The 18,235-nt window shown below is 70.6% G+C and carries 14 protein-coding genes; 9 read left to right on the forward strand and 5 right to left on the reverse strand.

Annotated elements, in window-relative coordinates; translation table 11 throughout:
* Nucleotides 1–123: 123 nt before the first annotated feature.
* Nucleotides 124–2,346 carry a DNA helicase PcrA gene (gene pcrA, locus E1295_RS19165; RefSeq protein ID WP_132631719.1) on the forward strand — a complete coding sequence of 741 codons (2,223 nt, stop codon included), beginning with the start codon at nt 124–126 and terminating at the stop codon, nt 2,344–2,346.
* A gap of 26 nt (nt 2,347–2,372) precedes the next feature.
* On the opposite strand, the gene E1295_RS19170 is transcribed toward pcrA, so the two are convergent.
* Together E1295_RS19170 and E1295_RS19175 are read right to left on the reverse strand one after the other, a co-directional pair.
* On the reverse strand, nt 2,373–3,005 hold the full coding sequence (locus E1295_RS19170; RefSeq protein WP_132335036.1) for a response regulator: 633 nt from the start codon (nt 3,003–3,005) through the stop codon (nt 2,373–2,375).
* Nucleotides 3,002–4,213, reverse strand: a complete 1,212-nt coding sequence (locus tag E1295_RS19175) for an ATP-binding protein (protein ID WP_132631695.1) — start codon at nt 4,211–4,213, stop codon at nt 3,002–3,004. Before E1295_RS19175 ends, E1295_RS19170 begins: the two co-directional genes overlap by 4 nt.
* 112 nt (nt 4,214–4,325) lie before the next feature.
* On the opposite strand from E1295_RS19175, the gene E1295_RS19180 reads away from it, so the two are divergent.
* The 8 genes from E1295_RS19180 to E1295_RS19215 all read left to right on the forward strand — a co-directional run bounded on the left by E1295_RS19180 (nt 4,326) and on the right by E1295_RS19215 (nt 14,797).
* Nucleotides 4,326–6,245, forward strand: coding sequence for a PspC domain-containing protein (locus E1295_RS19180; protein WP_166427303.1), 1,920 nt, complete (start codon nt 4,326–4,328; stop codon nt 6,243–6,245).
* Nucleotides 6,235–6,438, forward strand: a complete 204-nt coding sequence (locus E1295_RS19185) for a hypothetical protein (protein WP_246080137.1) — start codon at nt 6,235–6,237, stop codon at nt 6,436–6,438. Before E1295_RS19180 ends, E1295_RS19185 begins: the two co-directional genes overlap by 11 nt.
* A 71-nt stretch (nt 6,439–6,509) precedes the next feature.
* Nucleotides 6,510–6,992 carry a (2Fe-2S)-binding protein gene (locus E1295_RS19190; RefSeq protein ID WP_132336100.1) on the forward strand — a complete coding sequence of 161 codons (483 nt, stop codon included), beginning with the start codon at nt 6,510–6,512 and terminating at the stop codon, nt 6,990–6,992.
* The gene (locus tag E1295_RS19195) at nt 6,989–9,391 is read left to right on the forward strand and encodes a xanthine dehydrogenase family protein molybdopterin-binding subunit (protein WP_132631698.1); all 2,403 of its coding nucleotides are present in this window, start codon (nt 6,989–6,991) and stop codon (nt 9,389–9,391) included. Before E1295_RS19190 ends, E1295_RS19195 begins: the two co-directional genes overlap by 4 nt.
* Nucleotides 9,388–10,242, forward strand: coding sequence for an FAD binding domain-containing protein (locus E1295_RS19200; RefSeq protein ID WP_132631699.1), 855 nt, complete (start codon nt 9,388–9,390; stop codon nt 10,240–10,242). Before E1295_RS19195 ends, E1295_RS19200 begins: the two co-directional genes overlap by 4 nt.
* A gap of 74 nt (nt 10,243–10,316) precedes the next feature.
* A complete protein-coding gene (locus tag E1295_RS19205; protein ID WP_132631700.1) occupies nt 10,317–11,018 on the forward strand; it encodes an SRPBCC family protein in 702 nt (233 codons plus the stop codon).
* 87 nt (nt 11,019–11,105) lie between these two features.
* Nucleotides 11,106–13,736, forward strand: coding sequence for a bifunctional glycosyltransferase/CDP-glycerol:glycerophosphate glycerophosphotransferase (locus E1295_RS19210; RefSeq protein WP_132631701.1), 2,631 nt, complete (start codon nt 11,106–11,108; stop codon nt 13,734–13,736).
* Nucleotides 13,733–14,797, forward strand: coding sequence for a glycosyltransferase (locus tag E1295_RS19215; protein ID WP_132631702.1), 1,065 nt, complete (start codon nt 13,733–13,735; stop codon nt 14,795–14,797). The genes E1295_RS19210 and E1295_RS19215 overlap by 4 nt, the downstream gene beginning before the upstream one ends.
* A gap of 20 nt (nt 14,798–14,817) precedes the next feature.
* Here the strand turns inward: E1295_RS19215 and E1295_RS19220 are convergent, their stop codons facing one another.
* The 3 genes from E1295_RS19220 to E1295_RS19230 are packed head-to-tail and all read right to left on the reverse strand — an operon-like array spanning nt 14,818 to nt 18,213.
* Nucleotides 14,818–15,858 (reverse strand): sulfotransferase family protein, encoded by a 1,041-nt coding sequence (locus E1295_RS19220; protein ID WP_132631703.1) that lies wholly within the window; start codon nt 15,856–15,858, stop codon nt 14,818–14,820.
* A gap of 21 nt (nt 15,859–15,879) precedes the next feature.
* Nucleotides 15,880–16,725, reverse strand: coding sequence for a CDP-alcohol phosphatidyltransferase family protein (locus E1295_RS19225; RefSeq protein ID WP_246080138.1), 846 nt, complete (start codon nt 16,723–16,725; stop codon nt 15,880–15,882).
* Nucleotides 16,726–16,773: 48 nt separating this feature from the next.
* Nucleotides 16,774–18,213: a glycosyltransferase family 2 protein gene (locus E1295_RS19230; protein ID WP_132631704.1), complete on the reverse strand. Its 1,440-nt coding sequence runs from the start codon at nt 18,211–18,213 to the stop codon at nt 16,774–16,776.
* Nucleotides 18,214–18,235: the final 22 nt, after the last annotated feature.

Raw genomic sequence — 18,235 nt, forward strand, 5'->3', positions numbered from 1 at the left:
TTCCCCTTTCGGCGCCTTCCGTCGAGCACAACCGGAGCCCCGGCGATCGCATTCCATTCCACGTTTGTCGGTGGGGCGTCCTACTCTGGGTGGGTGCCGACCCAAGTCTCTGTTGACCACCCCTTGCTCGATGGCCTCAACCCGCAGCAGCGCGAGGCCGTGATCCATCATGGCAGTCCGCTGCTCATCGTCGCGGGCGCGGGGTCGGGCAAGACGCGGGTGCTGACACACCGCATCGCCTACCTGCTGGCCGAGCGCGAGGCCCATCCGGGCGAGATCCTCGCCATCACCTTCACCAACAAGGCCGCCAAGGAGATGAAGGAGCGCATCGACCAGCTGGTCGGGCCGCGTTCCAAGGCCATGTGGGTGATGACGTTCCACAGCGCCTGCATGCGCATCCTGCGCCGGGAGGCCAAGCGGCTGGGCTTCCCGTCCAGCTTCTCGATCTACGACCAGGCCGATTCGCAGCGGCTCATGGCGATGGTCTGCAGGGAGATGGAGCTCGACCCGAAGCGTTATCCGCCGCGCTCGTTCTCCGCCCAGGTCAGCAACTTCAAGAACGAGCTGATCGACTACGAGACCGCGCTCGACAAGGCCGGCTCGCACCTGGAGAAGACGCTCGCGCAGGCGTACAAGGCCTATCAGCTCAAGCTGACCGAGGCCGGCGCGATGGACTTCGACGACATCATCATGAACACGGTGACGTTGTTCCAGCTCTTCCCCGAGGTGGCCGAGCACTACCGGATGCGCTTCAGGCACGTGCTGGTCGACGAATACCAGGACACCAACCACGCCCAATACATCCTGATCAGGGAGCTGGTCGGGCATCCGGAGCTGCGCACCGCCGACGGCGACCTGGTGCGGTCGGGGACGGGCCAGTCGGAGCTGTGCGTGGTGGGCGACGCCGACCAGTCGATCTACGCCTTCCGCGGCGCGACGATCCGCAACATCCTGGAGTTCGAGCGCGACTATCCCGACGCGCGCACGATCCTGCTGGAGCAGAACTACCGCTCCACCCAGAACATCCTGGCCGCCGCCAACGCCGTCATCGCGCGCAACGAGTCGCGCAAGCCGAAGAACCTCTGGTCCGACCAGGGCGACGGCCCCAAGATCGTGGGCTACGTCGCCGACAACGAGCACGACGAGGCCATGTTCGTGGCCCAGGAGGTCGACCGGCTCAGCGACGAGGAGGACGTCAGGGCGGGTGACGTCGCGGTCTTCTACCGCACCAACGCCGCCTCCCGCGTCTTCGAGGAGATCTTCATCCGCACCGGCCTGCCCTACAAGGTGGTCGGGGGCGTGCGCTTCTACGAGCGCAAGGAGGTCAAGGACCTGCTGGCCTACCTGCGGGTGCTGGCCAACCCGGCCGACGTCGTGTCGCTGCGGCGCATCCTCAACGTGCCCAAGCGCGGCATCGGCGACCGGGCCGAGGCCATGATCGAGGCGCTGTCGTCGCGCGAGCGCATCTCGTTCTGGGACGCGCTGCGCCGGGCCGACGAGGCGCACGGCATGGCCACCCGCTCGCTCAACGCGGTGCGCGAGTTCGTCGCGATGATCGAGGAGCTGGTCGGCAAGGCCGAGGGCGTGCCGCCGTCCGCGCTGGCCGAGGAGGTGCTGGTGGCCACCGGCTACCGCGCCGAGCTGGAGGCCTCGGAAGATCCGCAGGACGAGTCGCGCCTGGAGAACCTCAACGAGCTCATCTCCGTCGCCTCCGAGTTCGAGGAGGCCAACCCCGAGGGCACGCTGGTCGAGTTCCTCGAGCAGGTGTCGCTGGTGGCCGACGCCGACCAGATTCCCGACGCCGACGGCGGCCAGGGCGTCGTCACGCTGATGACCCTGCACACCGCCAAGGGCCTTGAGTTCCCCGTCGTCTTCCTGACGGCGATGGAGGACGGCGTGTTCCCGCACATCAGGTCGCTGAGCGAGCCCAAGGAGCTGGAGGAGGAGCGACGGCTGGCCTACGTCGGCATCACCCGGGCCCGGCAGCGGCTCTACCTCACGCGGGCGGCCGTGCGCAGCTCCTGGGGGGCGCCGTCGTTCAATCCCGCCTCCCGCTTCGTCGGCGAGGTGCCGGGGCAGCTCATCGACTGGCGCACCGACCCGGAGAAGTCCGCCTGGAACGCCGCCACGCGGCGCGAGCCGGCCGCCCGGCCCGCCCCGGCGAAGAGCGGCGGGCGCACCGTGCCGTCGCTGGCGCCGGGCGACCGGGTCACCCATGACGCTTTCGGGCTCGGCACGGTGGTGGCCGTGGACGGGGTCGCGGAGAAGACCAAGGTCAAGATCGACTTCGGCGGTGGCGGGGAGAAGACGTTGCTGCTGGCGTACGCACCGCTTGAGAAGTTGTGAGCCGGCCCGCCCGCCGCACGGGGCGTTCAGACCAGGCGGCGGGCGGTGGCCCAGCGTGACAGCTCGTGGCGGTTGGAGAGCTGGAGCTTGCGCAGCACCGACGAGACGTGCGTCTCCACGGTCTTGACGGAGATGAACAGCTCCTTCGCGATCTCCTTGTACGCGTAACCGCGCGCGATCAACCGCAGCACCTCGCGCTCGCGCTGCGTCAGCGAGTCGAGCTCCGGGTCGATCGAGGGCGCCTCCGACGAGGCGAACGCGTCCAGCACGAAACCGGCCAGCCGTGGCGAGAAGACGGCGTCGCCCTCCGACACCCTGCGGATGGCGTCGGTCAGTTCCTTACCGCTGATGTTCTTGGTGACGTAGCCCCTGGCGCCGCCCCGGATGACGCCGATGACGTCCTCGGCGGCGTCGGAGACGGACAGGGCGAGGAAACGCACCTGGGAGCCGGAGCCGAGGACGCGGCGCAGCACCTCCTGGCCGCCGCCTCCGGGCATGTGCACGTCGAGCAGCACCACGTCGGGTTGCTGCTCGGCGATCGCCTTGACCGCGGAGTCCACGTCCTCGGCCTCGCCCACCACCTCGATCGAGTCGCCGAGTTCGGCGCGCACGCCGGAACGGAACAGCCGGTGATCATCGACGATCAACACTCGTGTCATGCCTTCTCCACCTTCATGGTCAACATCACTTCCGTGCCCTCACCGGGCTCGGTGCGCACTCTGGCCGCGCCTCCGTGACGTTCCATTCTGCCGATGATGGACTCCCTGATCCCCATCCTGTCGAGGGGGACGGCCTCAAGGTCGAACCCCTTGCCACGATCCTTCACGAAAATCGTGACCTCTTCACCCTCTACTTCCGCATAGACGGAAATGGACGGACTGCCAGAGTATTTGGCGGCGTTGACCATCGCCTGCCGGGACGCCTTCAGCATGGCGGCCAGCTTGCCCGCCGAGTCGAGGTCGATGTCTCCGACGCAGACCACCTCGATGGGCACGCCGTGCGCGTCCTCCTCCTCGGCGGCGATCCTGCGTACGGCGGCCGCCACCGTGGCGTCGGCGTCCTGGGCCGGCTGGTAGAGCCAGTTGCGCAGGTCGCGTTCCTGCGCGCGGGCCAGGCGGGTGACCTCGCGCTGGTCGTGGGCGACCCGCTGGATCAGCGTGAGCGTGTGGAGCACCGAGTCGTGCACCATGGCGGCGACCTCGGCGCGCTCCTCCTGCCTGATGCGCTCGCGCCGTTCGAGCTGCAGTTCCTTCCACAGGCCCGCCAGCCACGGAGCGGCGATGACGGCCAGACCGCCGACCACGACGGCGGTGAACAGCAGCCCCTGGCTGGCCTGGGCCAGCTCGCCCTGGGCCGCCAGGAACCCGGCCCCGCCGATCACGACGAGCGCGACGCCGAGCAGCGAGCGCACCCGGTTCTTCCGCATGCTGAGCGCCGCGCCGCTCATCCAGTTCTTGCGGCGTTCCGGGTCGGCCTGCTGCCAGAGAATCAGGGCGCCGATCCCGCCCACGGCGAAGGGCAGCATGCCGATGCCGCCCTGGGACGCGCCCGTCAGCCAGCCGAACGCGAACAGCGCCACCCCGATCGCGCTGAACGCGGCGAGCTGGCTCCAGTCACGCTGCGGCGGAGCAGCCCCTTGGTACGGCTGCTTCGGCGCGATCATCCACAGCACCGCGTACGCGACCATGCCGACCCCGTTGACCGCGGTGAGCAGCACGAACATCAGCCTGATCACCACCGGATCAAGCGAGAGCTGCGTCGCCAGCCCTTGGGCCACGCCGCCGATCAGGCGGCCCTCCATGGGGCGCATCATCCGCCGGTAAGGCGTTTCGCCCTTGGGCTCCGCGAGTGTCTTCTGGTCAGCCATAACATGGCCATAGTCACACGTCCCGGGCATCGAGGCATCAGGGAACGACCCCCGGGTCAGGTCAGGGGTGTCCCGGATGCGGGCACCCGGCGCCAAGGTACACGATGGTGACATGACAGAAGCTCCGCCCAGGGAACCGGCCGCCCCCCACCGTGTGCTGCGACGCAGCAGCGAGGGGCGCTTCCTCATGGGAGTCTGCGCGGGCCTCGGGCGGCACACCGGCATCGATCCCGTGGTGTTCCGCGTCGGCTTCGCGGTGCTGATGTTCGGCTCGGGCATCGGCCTGTTCCTCTACCTCTCGGCGTTCCTGCTGATGAAGGAGCCGAACGGCAAACCAGGCCTCATCGAACAGTGGACCGGCCGCGACTTCGACGCCGACACCGTGATGGCGCTGATGGCCGCGGTCCTGGCGTGCGGCCTGGGGCTCAACCTGGCGACGGTGTGGCTCGACGTGGGCACGCTCGTCGTGGGCGTGTTCCTGGCGGTGTCGCTGCTGGCAGCGCACGCGAGCGGGGTCGACCTGCTGGGACTGGCCCGGTCGATGCCCGAGCGGCTCAGCAGGTGCAGGACGGACGGCGGGCGGCAGGCGCCGTCGTACACGACGCCGCGGACGACGCCTCCGGTGGGGCCGCAGTCCGCTCGTACGGGCCTGGGCGAGACCGCGCAGCCGTCGTCGCCCTCGCAGGAGACGCCCGTGCCGGGTCCGGCCGGGTCAGGTCCGGCCGGGTCGGCGACGCCCGAGCAGGTGCAGGGTCAGCGGGCGGCCGGCCCTCCGCTCCAGGACCCGTCCGGCGACCCCGCCCCGGGGACGACCCACCACCCGTCCCAGGGGCCGGCGCAGGACACCACCCGCCACCCGTCCCACGAGGCGGCGCAGGAGACCACCCGCCTGCCGGGACGGGATCCCGTGCAGGAGACGACCGGCCATCCGGTTCCGGAGGCGGTGCCGGGAACGACGAGTCAGCCGCCGGTCAGCGAGCCGACCCGGGAGTTCACCCGGCCGGTGAGCGAGAACCCGCAGGAGCCGGCTGCCGCCGGGACCGACCGGGCGCACGACGCCGGCGGGCCGGACCCGGCTCTCGGTGACCCGGCCCTCGGTGACCCGGCTCCCGGTGACGCGGTGACGGCGGAGCACGCCGTGCCGCCGTACCAGCCGTCCGAGCCGTCCGAGCCGTACAAACCGTCCAAGCCGTACCAGCCGTCCGAGCAGTACCAGCAGTCCGAGCCGTACGGGACGGGTGCCGGCGGTCCCCGGCGGTCGCAGACGACGCCCTCCGGACACAGCGGCTACGGCGACCCGTTCGCCCCCCATGGCCCCTACCAGCCACTCGACCCGGCGAGGAGAGGCGGCTACTCGCCGTACGACCCCGCGCTGTACACCCGCCCGGCCCCCGTGCAGGCCCCGCCGCGCCGGCGCCGCCCGAGGTCGTTCATCGGCGTCCTCACCGTGTTGCTCGCTTTCATCATTGGAGGGATCGTCATGGCGGCCCAGGCCAGGACGGCCGCTGGCGTGAGCCCGACCATCGTCGGCGGCGCCATGCTCATCACCATCGGCGCCGGGCTGCTGATCGCCGCCTGGTGGGGGCGCGGCGCCGGGCTGGTGGCGGCGGGCACGTTCGTCACGCTGCTCGTGGGCACGGGGCTGATGCTGGGCGGTGTGCCGAGCAACGTCGGCTCGTCGGAGTGGGTGCCGAGGAGCGTGGCCGAGGCGAGCAGGCATTTCGACGCCGGGCTGGGCGACGGCAGGCTGGACCTGTCGGAGCTGACGCTGGAGCCGGGGTCGACGACGACGTTCACCGCGTCGGTCAAGGCGGGCGAGCTGGTGGTGATCGTGCCGCCGACGGCGAGAGTGGAGGTACGCGCGTCGAGCAAGGTCGGTGACATCACGCTGGATCAGTCGGTGCAGAGCGGAGTGGACGTGCGGGTGCGTGAGGTGCTGCCTCCCGAGGTGCGGCCGAAGGGCGAGCCCGCCACTGTCGTGCTCGAGCTGCGCAGCGGCCTCGGTGACATCGAGGTGCGACGTGCCGCGTGAGGTCGAGCGGCCCCGCCGCCTGCACAGAACGGACTGGATGGCCCTGCTCAGCGGCGTGCTTTTTCTCGTTCTGGGTATTTTGGTGGTGACAAGGGCGATCACGGATTGGCTGGTCCTCTGGGGTGTGATGGTGCTGGGATTGGCGTTCGCGGGGCTGGTGGCGATCATCGCCAGGGGCCTTCGCAGGAAGTAGACCTTGACCGGGAATAACACCGGCGTACGTTCGGAGTGTCCGCCTTTCCCCCTGCTCCTGAGGGAGGACGTATGCCCCGAATCACCGTCACCGTCGACGGGATCACCTACGAGGAGGACGTCGAACCGCGGCTCCTGCTCGTCCACCTGCTGAGAGAACGCCTCGGCAAGACCGGTACGCCGGTCGGCTGCGACACCAGCAACTGCGGCGCCTGCACGGTCATGCTCGACGGCCAGAGCGTGAAGAGCTGCTCGGTACTGGCCGTGCAGGCCGACGGCGCCGACGTCGTCACCATCGAGGGCCTCGGCGCCGACGGGTCGATGCACCCGATGCAGCGGGCCTTCCACGAAGAGCACGCGCTGCAGTGCGGCTACTGCACGCCCGGCATGGTCATGGCCGCGATCGACCTGCTCAGAGACGACCCCGACCCGTCCGAGGAGACGATCAGGGAGGGCCTCGAGGGCAACCTGTGCCGCTGCACCGGCTACTGCAACATCGTCCGCGCCGTACGCAGGGGCGCACAGGAGATGGGGCAGGCGGTGAGCTCGTCATGACCGAGATGGACGCCGGCCTGGTGGGCGAGCAGATCGCGCAGAGCGACCAGCTCAACGAGCCGACCGGCCGGTCGGAGGTCGGCAGGCCGCGGCGACGCAAGGAGGACACGAGGCTGCTCACGGGGCGGACGCAGTGGACGGACAACCTCACGCGCCCCGGCATGCTGCACGTGATGTATCTGCGCAGCCCGATGGCGCACGCCAGGATCACCAGGGTCGACGTGTCGGGGGCGCGTGACCTGCCGGGGGTCGTGGCGGCGTTCAGCGGGGAGGACCTCGCGGCGGAGCAGGGCAGCCTGCCGTGCGCCTGGCCGGTGAGCGACGACATCGTCATCCCCGACCACCCGCCGATGGCCGTGTCCGAGGTACGTTACGTCGGCGAGGCGGTGGCCTGCGTCGTCGCGACGGACCGCTACCGAGCCGCCGACGCGCTCGACGCCATCGAGGTCGACTACGAGCCGCTGCCCGCCGTGCTCGACATGACCGAGGCCCTCGCCGAGGGCAGCCCGAAGGTGCACGAGGCGGGCAACCAGGCGTTCAGCGCGAAGCTCACGTCGGGTGACCTCGACGCCGCGTTCGAGGGCGCACCCGTCGTCATCGACCGCACGTACGTGCAGCAGCGTCTGATCCCGAGCGCGATGGAGCCCCGGGCGGTGCTGGCCGACACGGACGGCGAGTCGTTCACGCTGTGGACGTCCACGCAGATCCCGCACGTCCTGCGGGTCATGCTGGCCATGGTGACCGGCGTGCCCGAGCACCGCATCCGCGTGATCGCGCCCGACGTGGGCGGCGGGTTCGGCTCGAAGCTGCAGGTCACCGCGGAAGAGGTGCTGGGCCTGCTGCTCACGCGCAAGCTGGGCAAGCCGGTCAAGTGGACCGAGTCCCGCACCGAGGGCAATCTCACCGTGCACCACGGCCGCGACCAGCTCCAGCACGTCAGGCTGGCCGCCGACGCCGACGGGCGCATCCGCGGGCTGCAGGTGAACCTGCTGGCCGACATGGGCGCCTACCTGATGCTGGTGACGCCGGGCATTCCCATGCTGGGAGCGTCGATGTTCAACGCGATCTACAAGATGGACGCGTACGAGTTCGCGTGCACGGGCGTGTTCACCACCAAGATGCCCACGGACGCCTACCGGGGCGCGGGCCGCCCCGAGGCGACGTTCGCCATCGAGCGCATGATGGACGAGCTGGCCGCCGAGCTGAACCTGGACCCGGTGGAGGTACGCAGGCGCAACTGGATCAAGCACGAGGAGTTCCCGTACACCACGATCTCGGGCCTGACGTACGACTCGGGCAACTACGAGGCGGCCACGGACAAGGCGCTGGCGTTGTTCGGCTACGACAAGCTGCGGGCCGAACAGTCCGACCGGCGTGACAGGGGCGACCCGGTGCAGCTCGGCATCGGCGTCAGCACGTACACGGAGATGTGCGGCCTGGCGCCGTCGCGGATGCTCGGCGAGGCCAACTACGGCGCGGGCGGCTGGGAGCACGGCGCGGTGCGCATGCTGCCCACGGGCAAGGTCGAGGTCATCACCGGCACCTCCCCGCACGGGCAGGGCCATGTGACGTCGTGGAGCCAGATCGCCGCCGACGCGCTCGGCGTGCCGTTCGAGGACGTCACGGTGTTGCACGGCGACACGGCGATCGCCCACAAGGGCATGGACACCTACGGCTCACGTTCGCTGGTCATCGGCGGCGTCGCGGTGCTGAAGGCGTGCGACAAGGTCAAGGACAAGGCCCGCAAGCTGGCCGCGCACGTGCTGGAGTGCTCGCCGGACGACCTGGAGTTCGAGTCCGGGGCGTTCAAGGTGCGCGGCACCGAGTCGCGCAAGACGATCCAGGAGCTGGCCCTGGCCGCGTTCACGGCGCACGACCTGCCCGACGGGGTGGAGGCGCGGCTCGACTCCGAGGCCACGTTCGACCCGGAGAACTACTCCTTCCCGCACGGCACCCACCTGTGCGCGGTGGAGGTGGACACGGAGACGGGCATGGTGAAGATCCGCTCGTACGTGGCGGTCGACGACGTGGGCAAGGTCGTCAACCCGCTGATCGTGGAGGGCCAGGTGCACGGCGGCATCGCGCAGGGCATCGCGCAGGCGCTGTTCGAAGAGGCCGTCTACGACGCCGACGGCAACCTGCTGACCGCCACGATGGCCGACTACCTGCTGCCGTCGGCGGCCGACCTGCCGGGGTTCACCCTCGACCGCACCGAGACGCCGGCGACCAGCAACCCGCTGGGCGTCAAGGGCGTCGGTGAGGCGGGCACGATCGCCTCGACGCCGGCCGTGGTGAACGCCGTCGTGGACGCCCTGCGCCCGCGCGGGGTGCACGACGTACGGATGCCGTGCACGCCGGAGCGGGTCTGGCGGGCCCTCAACGAAGGAGTGCGGTCATGATTCCCGCGCAGTTCGACTACGCCAGGCCCGCCTCGCTGGACGAGGCCTGCCAGGCGCTCGCCTCGGACGAGGACGCCAAGGTGCTGGCGGGCGGGCAGTCGCTGCTGCCGCTGCTGCGGATGCGGCTGGCCTACCCGTCGACGCTGGTGGACGTCGGCCGGCTGCCCGATCTGAGGGGTGTGCACGACCGGGGCGACCACGTCTTCATCGGCGCGATGACCACGCACGACGAGGTCGTACGCTCCGAGGTGGTCACCGCCGGCTGCCCGCTGGTGGCGCTGGCCACGGCCATGGTGGCCGACCGGGCGATCCGGCACCGGGGCACGTTCGGCGGTTCGCTGGCGCACGCCGACCCGGCGGGCGACCTGCCGGCCGTGGTGCTGGCGCTGGACGGCGTGCTGGTGGCCAGGTCGGCGAACGGTGAGCGGGAGATCCCGGCCGCCGGCTTCTTCGTCGACTATCTGGAGTCGGCGCTGGAGCCGGGCGAGATCCTGACCGGCGTGAAGATCCCGAAGCTGGGCGCGGGCTGGGGCTTCCACTACGAGAAGTTCCACAGGACCGCGCAGTCGTGGGCGATCGTCGGGGTGGCGGCGGCGGTCAAGCGCTCGAACGGCGCGATCACGGAGGCCAGGATCGGCCTGACGAACATGGGTGAGAAGCCGCTGCGGGCCCGCGCCACCGAGGCGGCCCTGCGGGGCGTGGAACTCGGCGACCAGGTGCGCCTGGCGTGCGAGGAGGCTGCCGCGGACACCTCTCCGCCGACCGACCTGCACGCGCAGCCCGACTACCGGCGGCACCTGGCCAGGGTGCTGACCCACCGCGCGGTACGCACGGCGGCCGGATCGCCCTGACCCGAAGGGGGCACCCCTTCCGGGGTGCCCCCGCCCCGGCGTAGTGTCGCAACCATCGGAGGAGGAGCGGATCGATGGCGATGCGGTTCGAACACGAGTTCACGGTTCCGGTTCCGGTCGAGCAGGCCTGGGCGGTGCTGCTCGACGTCGAGCGGGTCGCTCCGTGCCTGCCGGGGGCGAGCCTTGACGTCTTCGAGGGCGACGAGTTCACCGGCAGGATGAAGGTCAAGGTCGGCCCGATCACGGTGACGTACAAGGGGTCGGCCGCGTTCGAGGAAGTGGACAAAGACTCCCACACGCTGACGATCAAGGCTTCGGGCAAGGAGGCGAGGGGGTCGGGCACGGCCTCGGCCACGGTCAAGGCGCGGATGACGCCGCGCGAAGGGGCCACGGCGGTGGCCGTGGAGACGACGTTCAACGTGACCGGCCGCCCGGCCCAATTCGGACGCGGCGTGATGGCCGAGGTGGGCGCCAAGCTCATCGACAGGTTCGCCGAGAACCTCGCCGAGCTGCTGTCCGAGTCGACCGTCGAGCCGGCCTCCGCGCATGCCGACGACCGGCCTGTCGCGGCGGTGCCCGAGCCCGGGGAGCCCGAGGAGGTCCGGGAGGAGGTGCGGCCCGTGGGCTCGCTGCGCACCTCGCGCACGGCCGACGAGGAGGCGCTCGACCTGCTGGAGATCGCCGGGCAACCGTTGCTCAAGCGGCTGGCGCCCATCGCGGGCGCGGTCGCGGCGCTGCTGGTCATCGTCTGGGTGATTCGTCGGCTTACGCGCTGATTTTTAGGCAAATATCCAGCCAAGTGCTGACGCTTTCCTTCCGGCAGGGGCAGCCCATTCCCCAGACGACTACTGGGGGGACGTGGCATGCCGGACTGCACCGTCGTCGTCATCACGTACAACGACGCGGACCGCCTGCCCAGGGCCGTACACTCCGTGCTCGGGCAGTCGCTGCGCGACCTGGAGGTGATCGTCTCCGACGACGCCAGCACCGACGCCACCCCGCAGGTGGCGGCCCGCCTCATGGCCGGCGATCACCGGGTCCGCTACCTGCGCAGGCAGCGCAACAGCGGCGGGTGCGGGGCCCCGCGCAACGACGGCATCGACGCCGCGACCGCGCCGTACGTCATGTTCCTCGACAGCGACGACGAGCTGCCCCGGCACGCGTGCAAGAGCCTGCTCACCGAGATCGAGCGCACCGGCGCCGACTTCGTCTCGGGGCAGATCTCCCGGCTGTACGAGCGGACCGGACGCCTCCAGCCGTACTATCCGTCGCTGTTCGCCCGGCGGCGGGTCGTCGAGGGCATCCGCGAGGAACCCGCGTTGTTCCTCGACAGCTTCACCACCAACAAGCTCTACGACCTGAGCCGGCTGCGCGCCGCCGGCCTGCGGTTCCCCGAGGACATCCACTACGAGGACCACGTCTTCGCCGCCGAACTGTACGCGCTCTCGCGCAGATTCGCCGTCGTGCCGTGGACGGTCTACCACTGGCACCGGGCGCCGTCGAACACGTCGATCTCGCTGAGCATCGACGACCTGGACAACGTACGCCAGCGGGTCACCGCCGCCAGGATGAGCGACGACGCCCTGCGCCGGCACGGGGCCGGTGACCTGGTGCCGCACCGCCAGCGCCGGTTCCTCCGCCAGGACCTGCGCGTCTACCTCAACCCGCTGCCCTCGCGCGACCTGGTGTGGACCAAGGAGTTCGCCTCCATCGTGCGGCCCTACCTGGAGGAGATCCCCGCGGACGCGCTGGACGAGCTGGCGCCGCTCGACCGGGTCTGCTGCCGGCTCGTCCTGGACGACCGCATCGAGGACCTGCGCGTCGCGGCCGGCCAGCTCACCGGGCCGAGGGCCGCGCCCAGGGCCGCCGTGCAGCGCGACGGGCATACGTACTGGGGCACGTCGATCTCGCCCGGCATGGACATCACCCGGATGCGGCTCGCGGAGCTGCCCTTCTCGAAGTCCAGGCTGCGGCACGAGGCCACGGCCGTCTCCTCCGACGGCGAGCGCGTGCGGATGACCGTGCGCAGCTACGACCCGTTCGGCAAGCTGCCGCTGGAGTGGAAGGCGTTCCTGCAGCTCGGCGGCAGACGGGTACCCATCACGCCGCGCCCGTCCGGTGACGGCGGATACGTCAGCGAGGTCGTCTTCACGCCCACCGGCAGGTGCGATCCGCGCATCGGCTTCACCAGGGTCTCCGACGGGCACTCCACGACCGACCGGATCATCGTCGACCCGCACATGAAGCCCGTCCGGTTGCCCGGCCGCACGGTGAAGGCCGAGGGCCACGCCGCGTACCTGTGCGTACGTCCCGTCGCCGGGCCCCGGCCCGTGTGGCAGCGGGTCAAGCGACGCCTGATCAAGCGGTACAGCACGCCGAGGAACAAGCTGCGGGCGTACAAGGTGCTGATCCGCGTGCTGCCGCGGCGCAGGGACCTCGCGCTGTTCGAGTCGGACGTCGGCAAGGGCTACAGCGGCAGCCCCCGGGCCCTGCACGAGGAGGTACGGCGGCGCGGGCTGCCGATCGAGGTCGTCTGGTCGGCGGCCAAGGGACGCGGCGGGTTCCCTCCCGGCGTACGGCGGGTGCGCAGGGGCAGCTGGCGTTACGTCTGGACGATGGCCCGCGCGGGGATCTGGGTGGACAGCCACGGGTTCCCGCTCGACTATCCGAAGCCTCGGGGCACCCGTTACCTGCAGACCTGGCACGGGCAGGGCATCAAGTCGATCGGCTTCGACGCGCCCGACCTGCGCGGCGACTTCGACAAGCCGCGGGCGCGGTGGCGGGCCGCGGTCGCCCGGTGGGACGCGCTGGTGTCGCCGAGCGCGGAGTTCTCGCGGGTGTTCCTGCCGTCCAACGGCTACACGGGCAAGGTCTACCGCTGCGGGACACCCCGCTGCGACGCCCTCGTACGCGGGGAGGGAGCACCCGACGTGCGGGAGCGGCTGGAGATCCCGCCCGGCAGGAAGATCCTGCTGTACGCGCCCACCTACCGCGACCGGGCCAAGGGCAGCGGCCGTTCGGTGCGCGCGGACCTGGAGCTCATGGCCGACGAGCTGGCCGGTGAGTGGGTCGTCATCCTGCGCACTCACCCCGTCGAGCGCTATCGCGTGCCCGAGCACCTGCTGCACTTCGTCCGCACCGCCGGGGCGTACCCGGAGATCAACGACCTCATGCCCGCCTCCGACGCGCTGCTGACGGACTACTCCTCGGTGATGTGCGACTACGCGCTCACGGGCAAGCCGATGCTGTTCCTCATCGACGACTGGGACGACTACCGGCTCTCCGAGCGCGGCGTCTACCACGACCTCCCGGCCATCGCGCCGGGGCCGTGCGTGACGAGCACCGAGGAGCTGATCGCCGCCCTCAGGGACCTGCCCGCCCGGCACGCCGCCTGCGCCGGGCGCTACGCCGCCTTCCGCGACCTCTGGTGCGCCGACGAGCACGGCGACGCCGCCGCCAGGATCGTGGCCGACTTCTTCGAAGGCGCCCGTTGAGCGTCGTCCTCGCCTGCCTGGACGCCGACTCCCTCGGCGGCGTCCAGCAGGTCACGCACACCATCGCCCAGGGACTGGCCGGGCGGGGCCACGAGGTGCACGTCATCGGCCTGCACGGCTCCCCCGCCCCCTTCCGGTACGTCGACCGGCCGCTCTACCACCACCACGTCATCAGCCGACGCCCCCTGGACACGACAGGCCGCCTGGCCCGCAGCCGGGCCGACGGGAGACTGCAGCGCCTGCTCGAAGGGATCAGACCAGGGTACGCCGTGATGACCTCTCCCTCGGCGGTCGCCAGGATGGCGGGCCTCCTGCCGAAGGCGTTCCGCGCGATCGGGCAGTATCACGGCTCGTACGACCACGCCCGCGACACCTGGCACCTCGCCTCGATCAGGAAGCACTATCCCGCGCTCGACCAGGCGGTGTTCCTCAGCGAGGACGACGCCTGGCGCTTCTCCGAACACGCGCTGCTGCCCAACACGTGGAGCCTGCCGAACCCTCTGGCCACCTGGCCGGAGGAGACGTCCCCGCTCGACTCGCCGCGGGTGCTGGGCGTGGGCAGGCTCGAAGGGGTCAAACGGTTCGACCGGCTGATCAGCGCGTTCGCCAGGTCGGACGCGCCGCCGCCGTGGGAGCTGCACCTGATCGGCGACGGCGGCGAGCTGGCGCGACTGCGCGAGCACGCGGCCAGGGAAGGCGTCGGCGACCGGGTCGTCTTCCGTGGGCGGGTGCCCGCGGCGCGCATGCCCGCCGAATACCTCGCCGCCTCGGTGCTCGGCCTGACCAGCGAGCACGAGGGCCTGCCCGTGGTGCTGCTGGAGTCGGCGGCGCACGGGGTGCCCTCGGTCGCGTTCGACGTGTCGGGAGGCGTACGCTCGGCCGGGCCCGTGGCGGTGGCGCCCGGCGACGTCACCGCCTTCGCGGGCGCGCTGGGCCGGCTCGTCCGTTCCGCCGGGGAACGGCGGCGCCTCGGGGCCGCGGCCCGCACCCGGGCCGCGGCCTTCCGCCTCGGCCACGTCCTCGACCGCTGGGAGTCGATGTTCACCCACATCGACCGCTGATCCCGGGGCGCCGGCCCCAGTCACACCGCCGGTTCGCTCACCTCTGGGCGGTGGTGGGGCACGCCCGCGAGCGCGCACTGGCCCGAGGTGAGCAGCGCGGCCACCGGGCTGGGCTCGCGCAGGCGGTTCAGCCGGTCGCGCATGGCCTTGCGCATGCGGCTGGCCTTACGCTTCTGCATCGTCTTCTGGCAGGCGACCACGTGCTCCTTCGAGGGCTTCGGCGCGCCCGTGAGCTCGTACCCCATGGATTCCAGGCGGTCGCCGAGCATGTGCTCGCACAGCGAGATCTCCCAGTCCTCCAGCCGGTTCGCCCAGCTGCCCACGCGGCTGCGCAGGACGTCGCTGTGCGTGTTGCTGTGCCAGACCTTGTGCTGCGGCACCGCCACCTGGGCGGCCTCGCGCGGGGAGACCATCGACGGGGCGAAGTCCTCCTCCAGGAAGTGGCAGAGCTTCTTCAGCTCGGTCGCCGGGTCGTCGGTGAGGTCCTCGTAGCGCAGCTCGTAGTACGTGTCCTCGGGCAGGGTCCGGCGCAGCCGGCCGCCCGCGTCGATGGCCTCGGCCCAGGTGGACACGGCGTGGAAGGAGTCCAGGTTGTACCAGGGCATCTCCTTCAGCGAGGACACGCAGTCGCGGCCGTCCCTGATGAGGTGGATGAACTGGGCGTCGGGGAAGAGGCGCAGCAGCATGTCGACCTGCTTGACGTAGCTCGGCCGCTTGTCGCCCCAGCGCGGCTTGTCGAACCGGTCGGCGTACATGCGGAAGGCCGTGCCGAGCACCGACCCGAGCGAGCCGGGCCCTTCCACGCACTGCCGGATGAACTCGTCCTTGTCGATCTTGAGCTCGCGGAACTTCGTGCTGCGTTCGGTGGCGATCCACTGGGCGAACGCGCGGCGGCGCTGGGTGACCCGCAGGTCGCCCCACGTGCGCCGGCGGTGGTAGGCGGGTACGAGGAAGCGCGTCTCCGGAGGCACCGCCATGCGCGGGTGCGAATGGAGCATGAGCTGGAGCATCGTGGTGCCAGACCGCGGGCATCCGATGACGAAGACTGGTCGGTCGGACATTGCGTTGTAACCCCCGAAAACTTAGACGAGAACGTGCTCTCGGCTCTCCTGAGAGGAGGCCGCGCCGTGCCTGCGCGTGAAGAGCCACAGCCGGTAGACGAGGAAGACCTCGTTGGCCAGCAGCAGGACCCCCGACATCGCGGCGAGCGGGATGAGCGCCCATGCCCCCGCAAGAGGCGCGACCACGAACACCGCCGCGTGGAACTCGATGCCGCTGATCAGGTGCGAGCGCACCCGGTGGCGGGCCAGGAACCTGTTGAGCCGCCTCGGGAAGCTGCGCCGCCGGGGCCCCCGCCCCAGCGCCACCCGCTCCTGCGGCTCCTGCGCCTCCTGGTCGAAGGGATCCTGGTCGAAGGGCTCATGCTCGTCGCCGGGCTCATGCCGCCCCTCTCTGACCGCCTCGCGCACCCGCTTCATCTGCGGCGCGTTGACGTACCTGAACAGGTCGAGCACGGCCACCGCCGCGCCCAGGACGATGAAGCGCACATCGCCCGTCAGCGCGTACTGCCCGTACGCCAGCCCCCCGGCGCACAGGATCACCCGGACGCGGTCACCCACGTAGTCGAGCCAGAGCCCGAAGGGCGTGCCGGTGCCCTTGAGCCGGGCGACCTTGCCGTCCACACAGTCGATCATGAAGCTCAGATAGAACGCGAGGGCGCCCGCCACGAGCTGGTTCATCGCGAAGCAGGCGGCCGACACCGCGCCGAGGACCAGAGAGAACACCGTGAGCGCGTTGGGCGTCAGCCGGGTGCGGTTGGCCACGGCCAGCGCGACCCGGCAGGCGGCCGGGTCCACGAAGTACACAGTCCACCAGGAATCTCTCCGCTTGCGTGTCTCGTGGACGTCATCGAGCGAATAGGTCCTCATGGACTCCAGCATGGCCACGCAACGCGCCGGATCGATTACTCTCTGGAACTACTGGGTGGTTTCCATGCCTGTTCTTGACCGTCCCGGCACGGAAAACCGCCACGTGGGTCCGGTGTCGCCGTCCCTGCACCAGCCGGTCATGACCAGGCCGCGCAGTTCGGCGCGCACCTGCAGTTTCCAGTTCCTGCCGCCGCCGAGCCTGCGGGGGTCGATGGCGGCGACCACGCCGTGCCGGCCCGAGCGCCGCACCTCCAGGGGCACGCGGCGGCGTCCGTCGCACAACCACAGACCGACCCTGGCCAGCTTCCTGTCGACGCGGTGGAACGACACGTGCCCGCGCAGCAGGTACTCCTCGCCGGTCCACTCGCAATCCTCGACCCTGGCGACCAGCTTGAGCTCGTCGCGGGCATCGAACACCTCGTCGGGGATGCGGAGCCGGCGGTTGCGGAAGAAGGGGTAGTCGCCGTACCAGTTGGTGACGCGCCAGCCGCGCGGCACGATGCGGGTGCCGCCCTCGCGCGCCCTGCGGAAGGCGCGCACCTTGCGCAGTTCCCGTACGAACCCGTGCCTGACCAGGTGCAACTCCAGGCGGCGCAGCGAGGGCGCAGTGGCCAGCGCCCGCACGCTCAGCTCGTCCAGCCAGGCGTGGGCCAGCTCCAGCACCGGTTCGCAGTCGTCGCAGCTCTCCAGCGCCTGGAACAGGAACAGGATGTCCTTCTCCAGCACCAGCGCGTCGAAGCCGTCGAGCAGGTCGGGCGCGCGCTCGTCGAGGAAGGCGCGGACCGCGCGGATCGCCGCGAGCCGCTCGTACAGGTTGTCCGGTTCGGTCCTGCGCTGCGTGATCGACGTCGTCCCCGACTCGCGCCTGCGCCAGTGGTAGACCACCTCGCCCACCATGTCCACGCTGGTGGCCAGGACGTGCGCCTGCATGGCGACGGGCACGTCCTCGTAGATCCCGTCGGGGAAGGCCAGGCCGCAGCGCTCCCAGAAGGAGCGCCGGTAGACCTTGTTCCACACGGTGCGGTCCCTGATGAGCACCGGCCTGTCGGTGATGTGGGTGCACAGCTGCGGCCGCCTGAACACCTTCTCGTGCAGCGTCGACTCCTCCAGCCGGCCGTCCACGAGCCGCCCGACCGCGCCGCACGCGAGGTCGGACGCGGTCTCGGCCAGGCTTCCGACGAGCAGTTCGTACGCGTTCGGCGGCACGACGTCGTCGCTGTCGGCGAAGGCGAGATACGTGCCGCGGGCGTGCCGGATGCCCGCGTTGCGCGCCGGCCCCGGCCCCAGGTTGCGCTGGGTGACGATGACGAACCGTTCGTCGCGCGCGGCGAAGTCCTCGGCCACGCGCCGGCTTCCGTCCTGGGAGCCGTCGTCGACCAGGATCACTTCGATGTCTTCGAGCGTCTGGGCGGCCAGCGACTTGAGGCACTCGGTGATGTACGCCTCCACGTCATGAAACGGGACGACGACGCTGAGCAGGGGGATCATGACGATTGCTCCTTGCTTCCTG

The sequence above is a fragment of the Nonomuraea mesophila genome (assembly GCF_004352805.1).
GTDB lineage: Bacteria > Actinomycetota > Actinomycetes > Streptosporangiales > Streptosporangiaceae > Nonomuraea > Nonomuraea longispora.

Excerpts from the sequence above, each read along its gene's own strand:
- E1295_RS19170 (WP_132335036.1), bottom strand. The coding sequence starts at position 3,005 with ATGACACGAGTGTTGATCGTCGATGATCACCGGCTGTTCCGTTCCGGC.
- E1295_RS19175 (WP_132631695.1), bottom strand. The coding sequence starts at position 4,213 with ATGGCTGACCAGAAGACACTCGCGGAGCCCAAGGGCGAAACGCCTTAC.
- E1295_RS19180 (WP_166427303.1), top strand. The coding sequence starts at position 4,326 with ATGACAGAAGCTCCGCCCAGGGAACCGGCCGCCCCCCACCGTGTGCTG.
- E1295_RS19190 (WP_132336100.1), top strand. The coding sequence starts at position 6,510 with ATGCCCCGAATCACCGTCACCGTCGACGGGATCACCTACGAGGAGGAC.
- E1295_RS19195 (WP_132631698.1), top strand. The coding sequence starts at position 6,989 with ATGACCGAGATGGACGCCGGCCTGGTGGGCGAGCAGATCGCGCAGAGC.
- E1295_RS19200 (WP_132631699.1), top strand. The coding sequence starts at position 9,388 with ATGATTCCCGCGCAGTTCGACTACGCCAGGCCCGCCTCGCTGGACGAG.
- E1295_RS19205 (WP_132631700.1), top strand. The coding sequence starts at position 10,317 with ATGGCGATGCGGTTCGAACACGAGTTCACGGTTCCGGTTCCGGTCGAG.
- E1295_RS19210 (WP_132631701.1), top strand. The coding sequence starts at position 11,106 with ATGCCGGACTGCACCGTCGTCGTCATCACGTACAACGACGCGGACCGC.
- E1295_RS19220 (WP_132631703.1), bottom strand. The coding sequence starts at position 15,858 with ATGTCCGACCGACCAGTCTTCGTCATCGGATGCCCGCGGTCTGGCACC.
- E1295_RS19225 (WP_246080138.1), bottom strand. The coding sequence starts at position 16,725 with ATGAGGACCTATTCGCTCGATGACGTCCACGAGACACGCAAGCGGAGA.
- E1295_RS19230 (WP_132631704.1), bottom strand. The coding sequence starts at position 18,213 with ATGATCCCCCTGCTCAGCGTCGTCGTCCCGTTTCATGACGTGGAGGCG.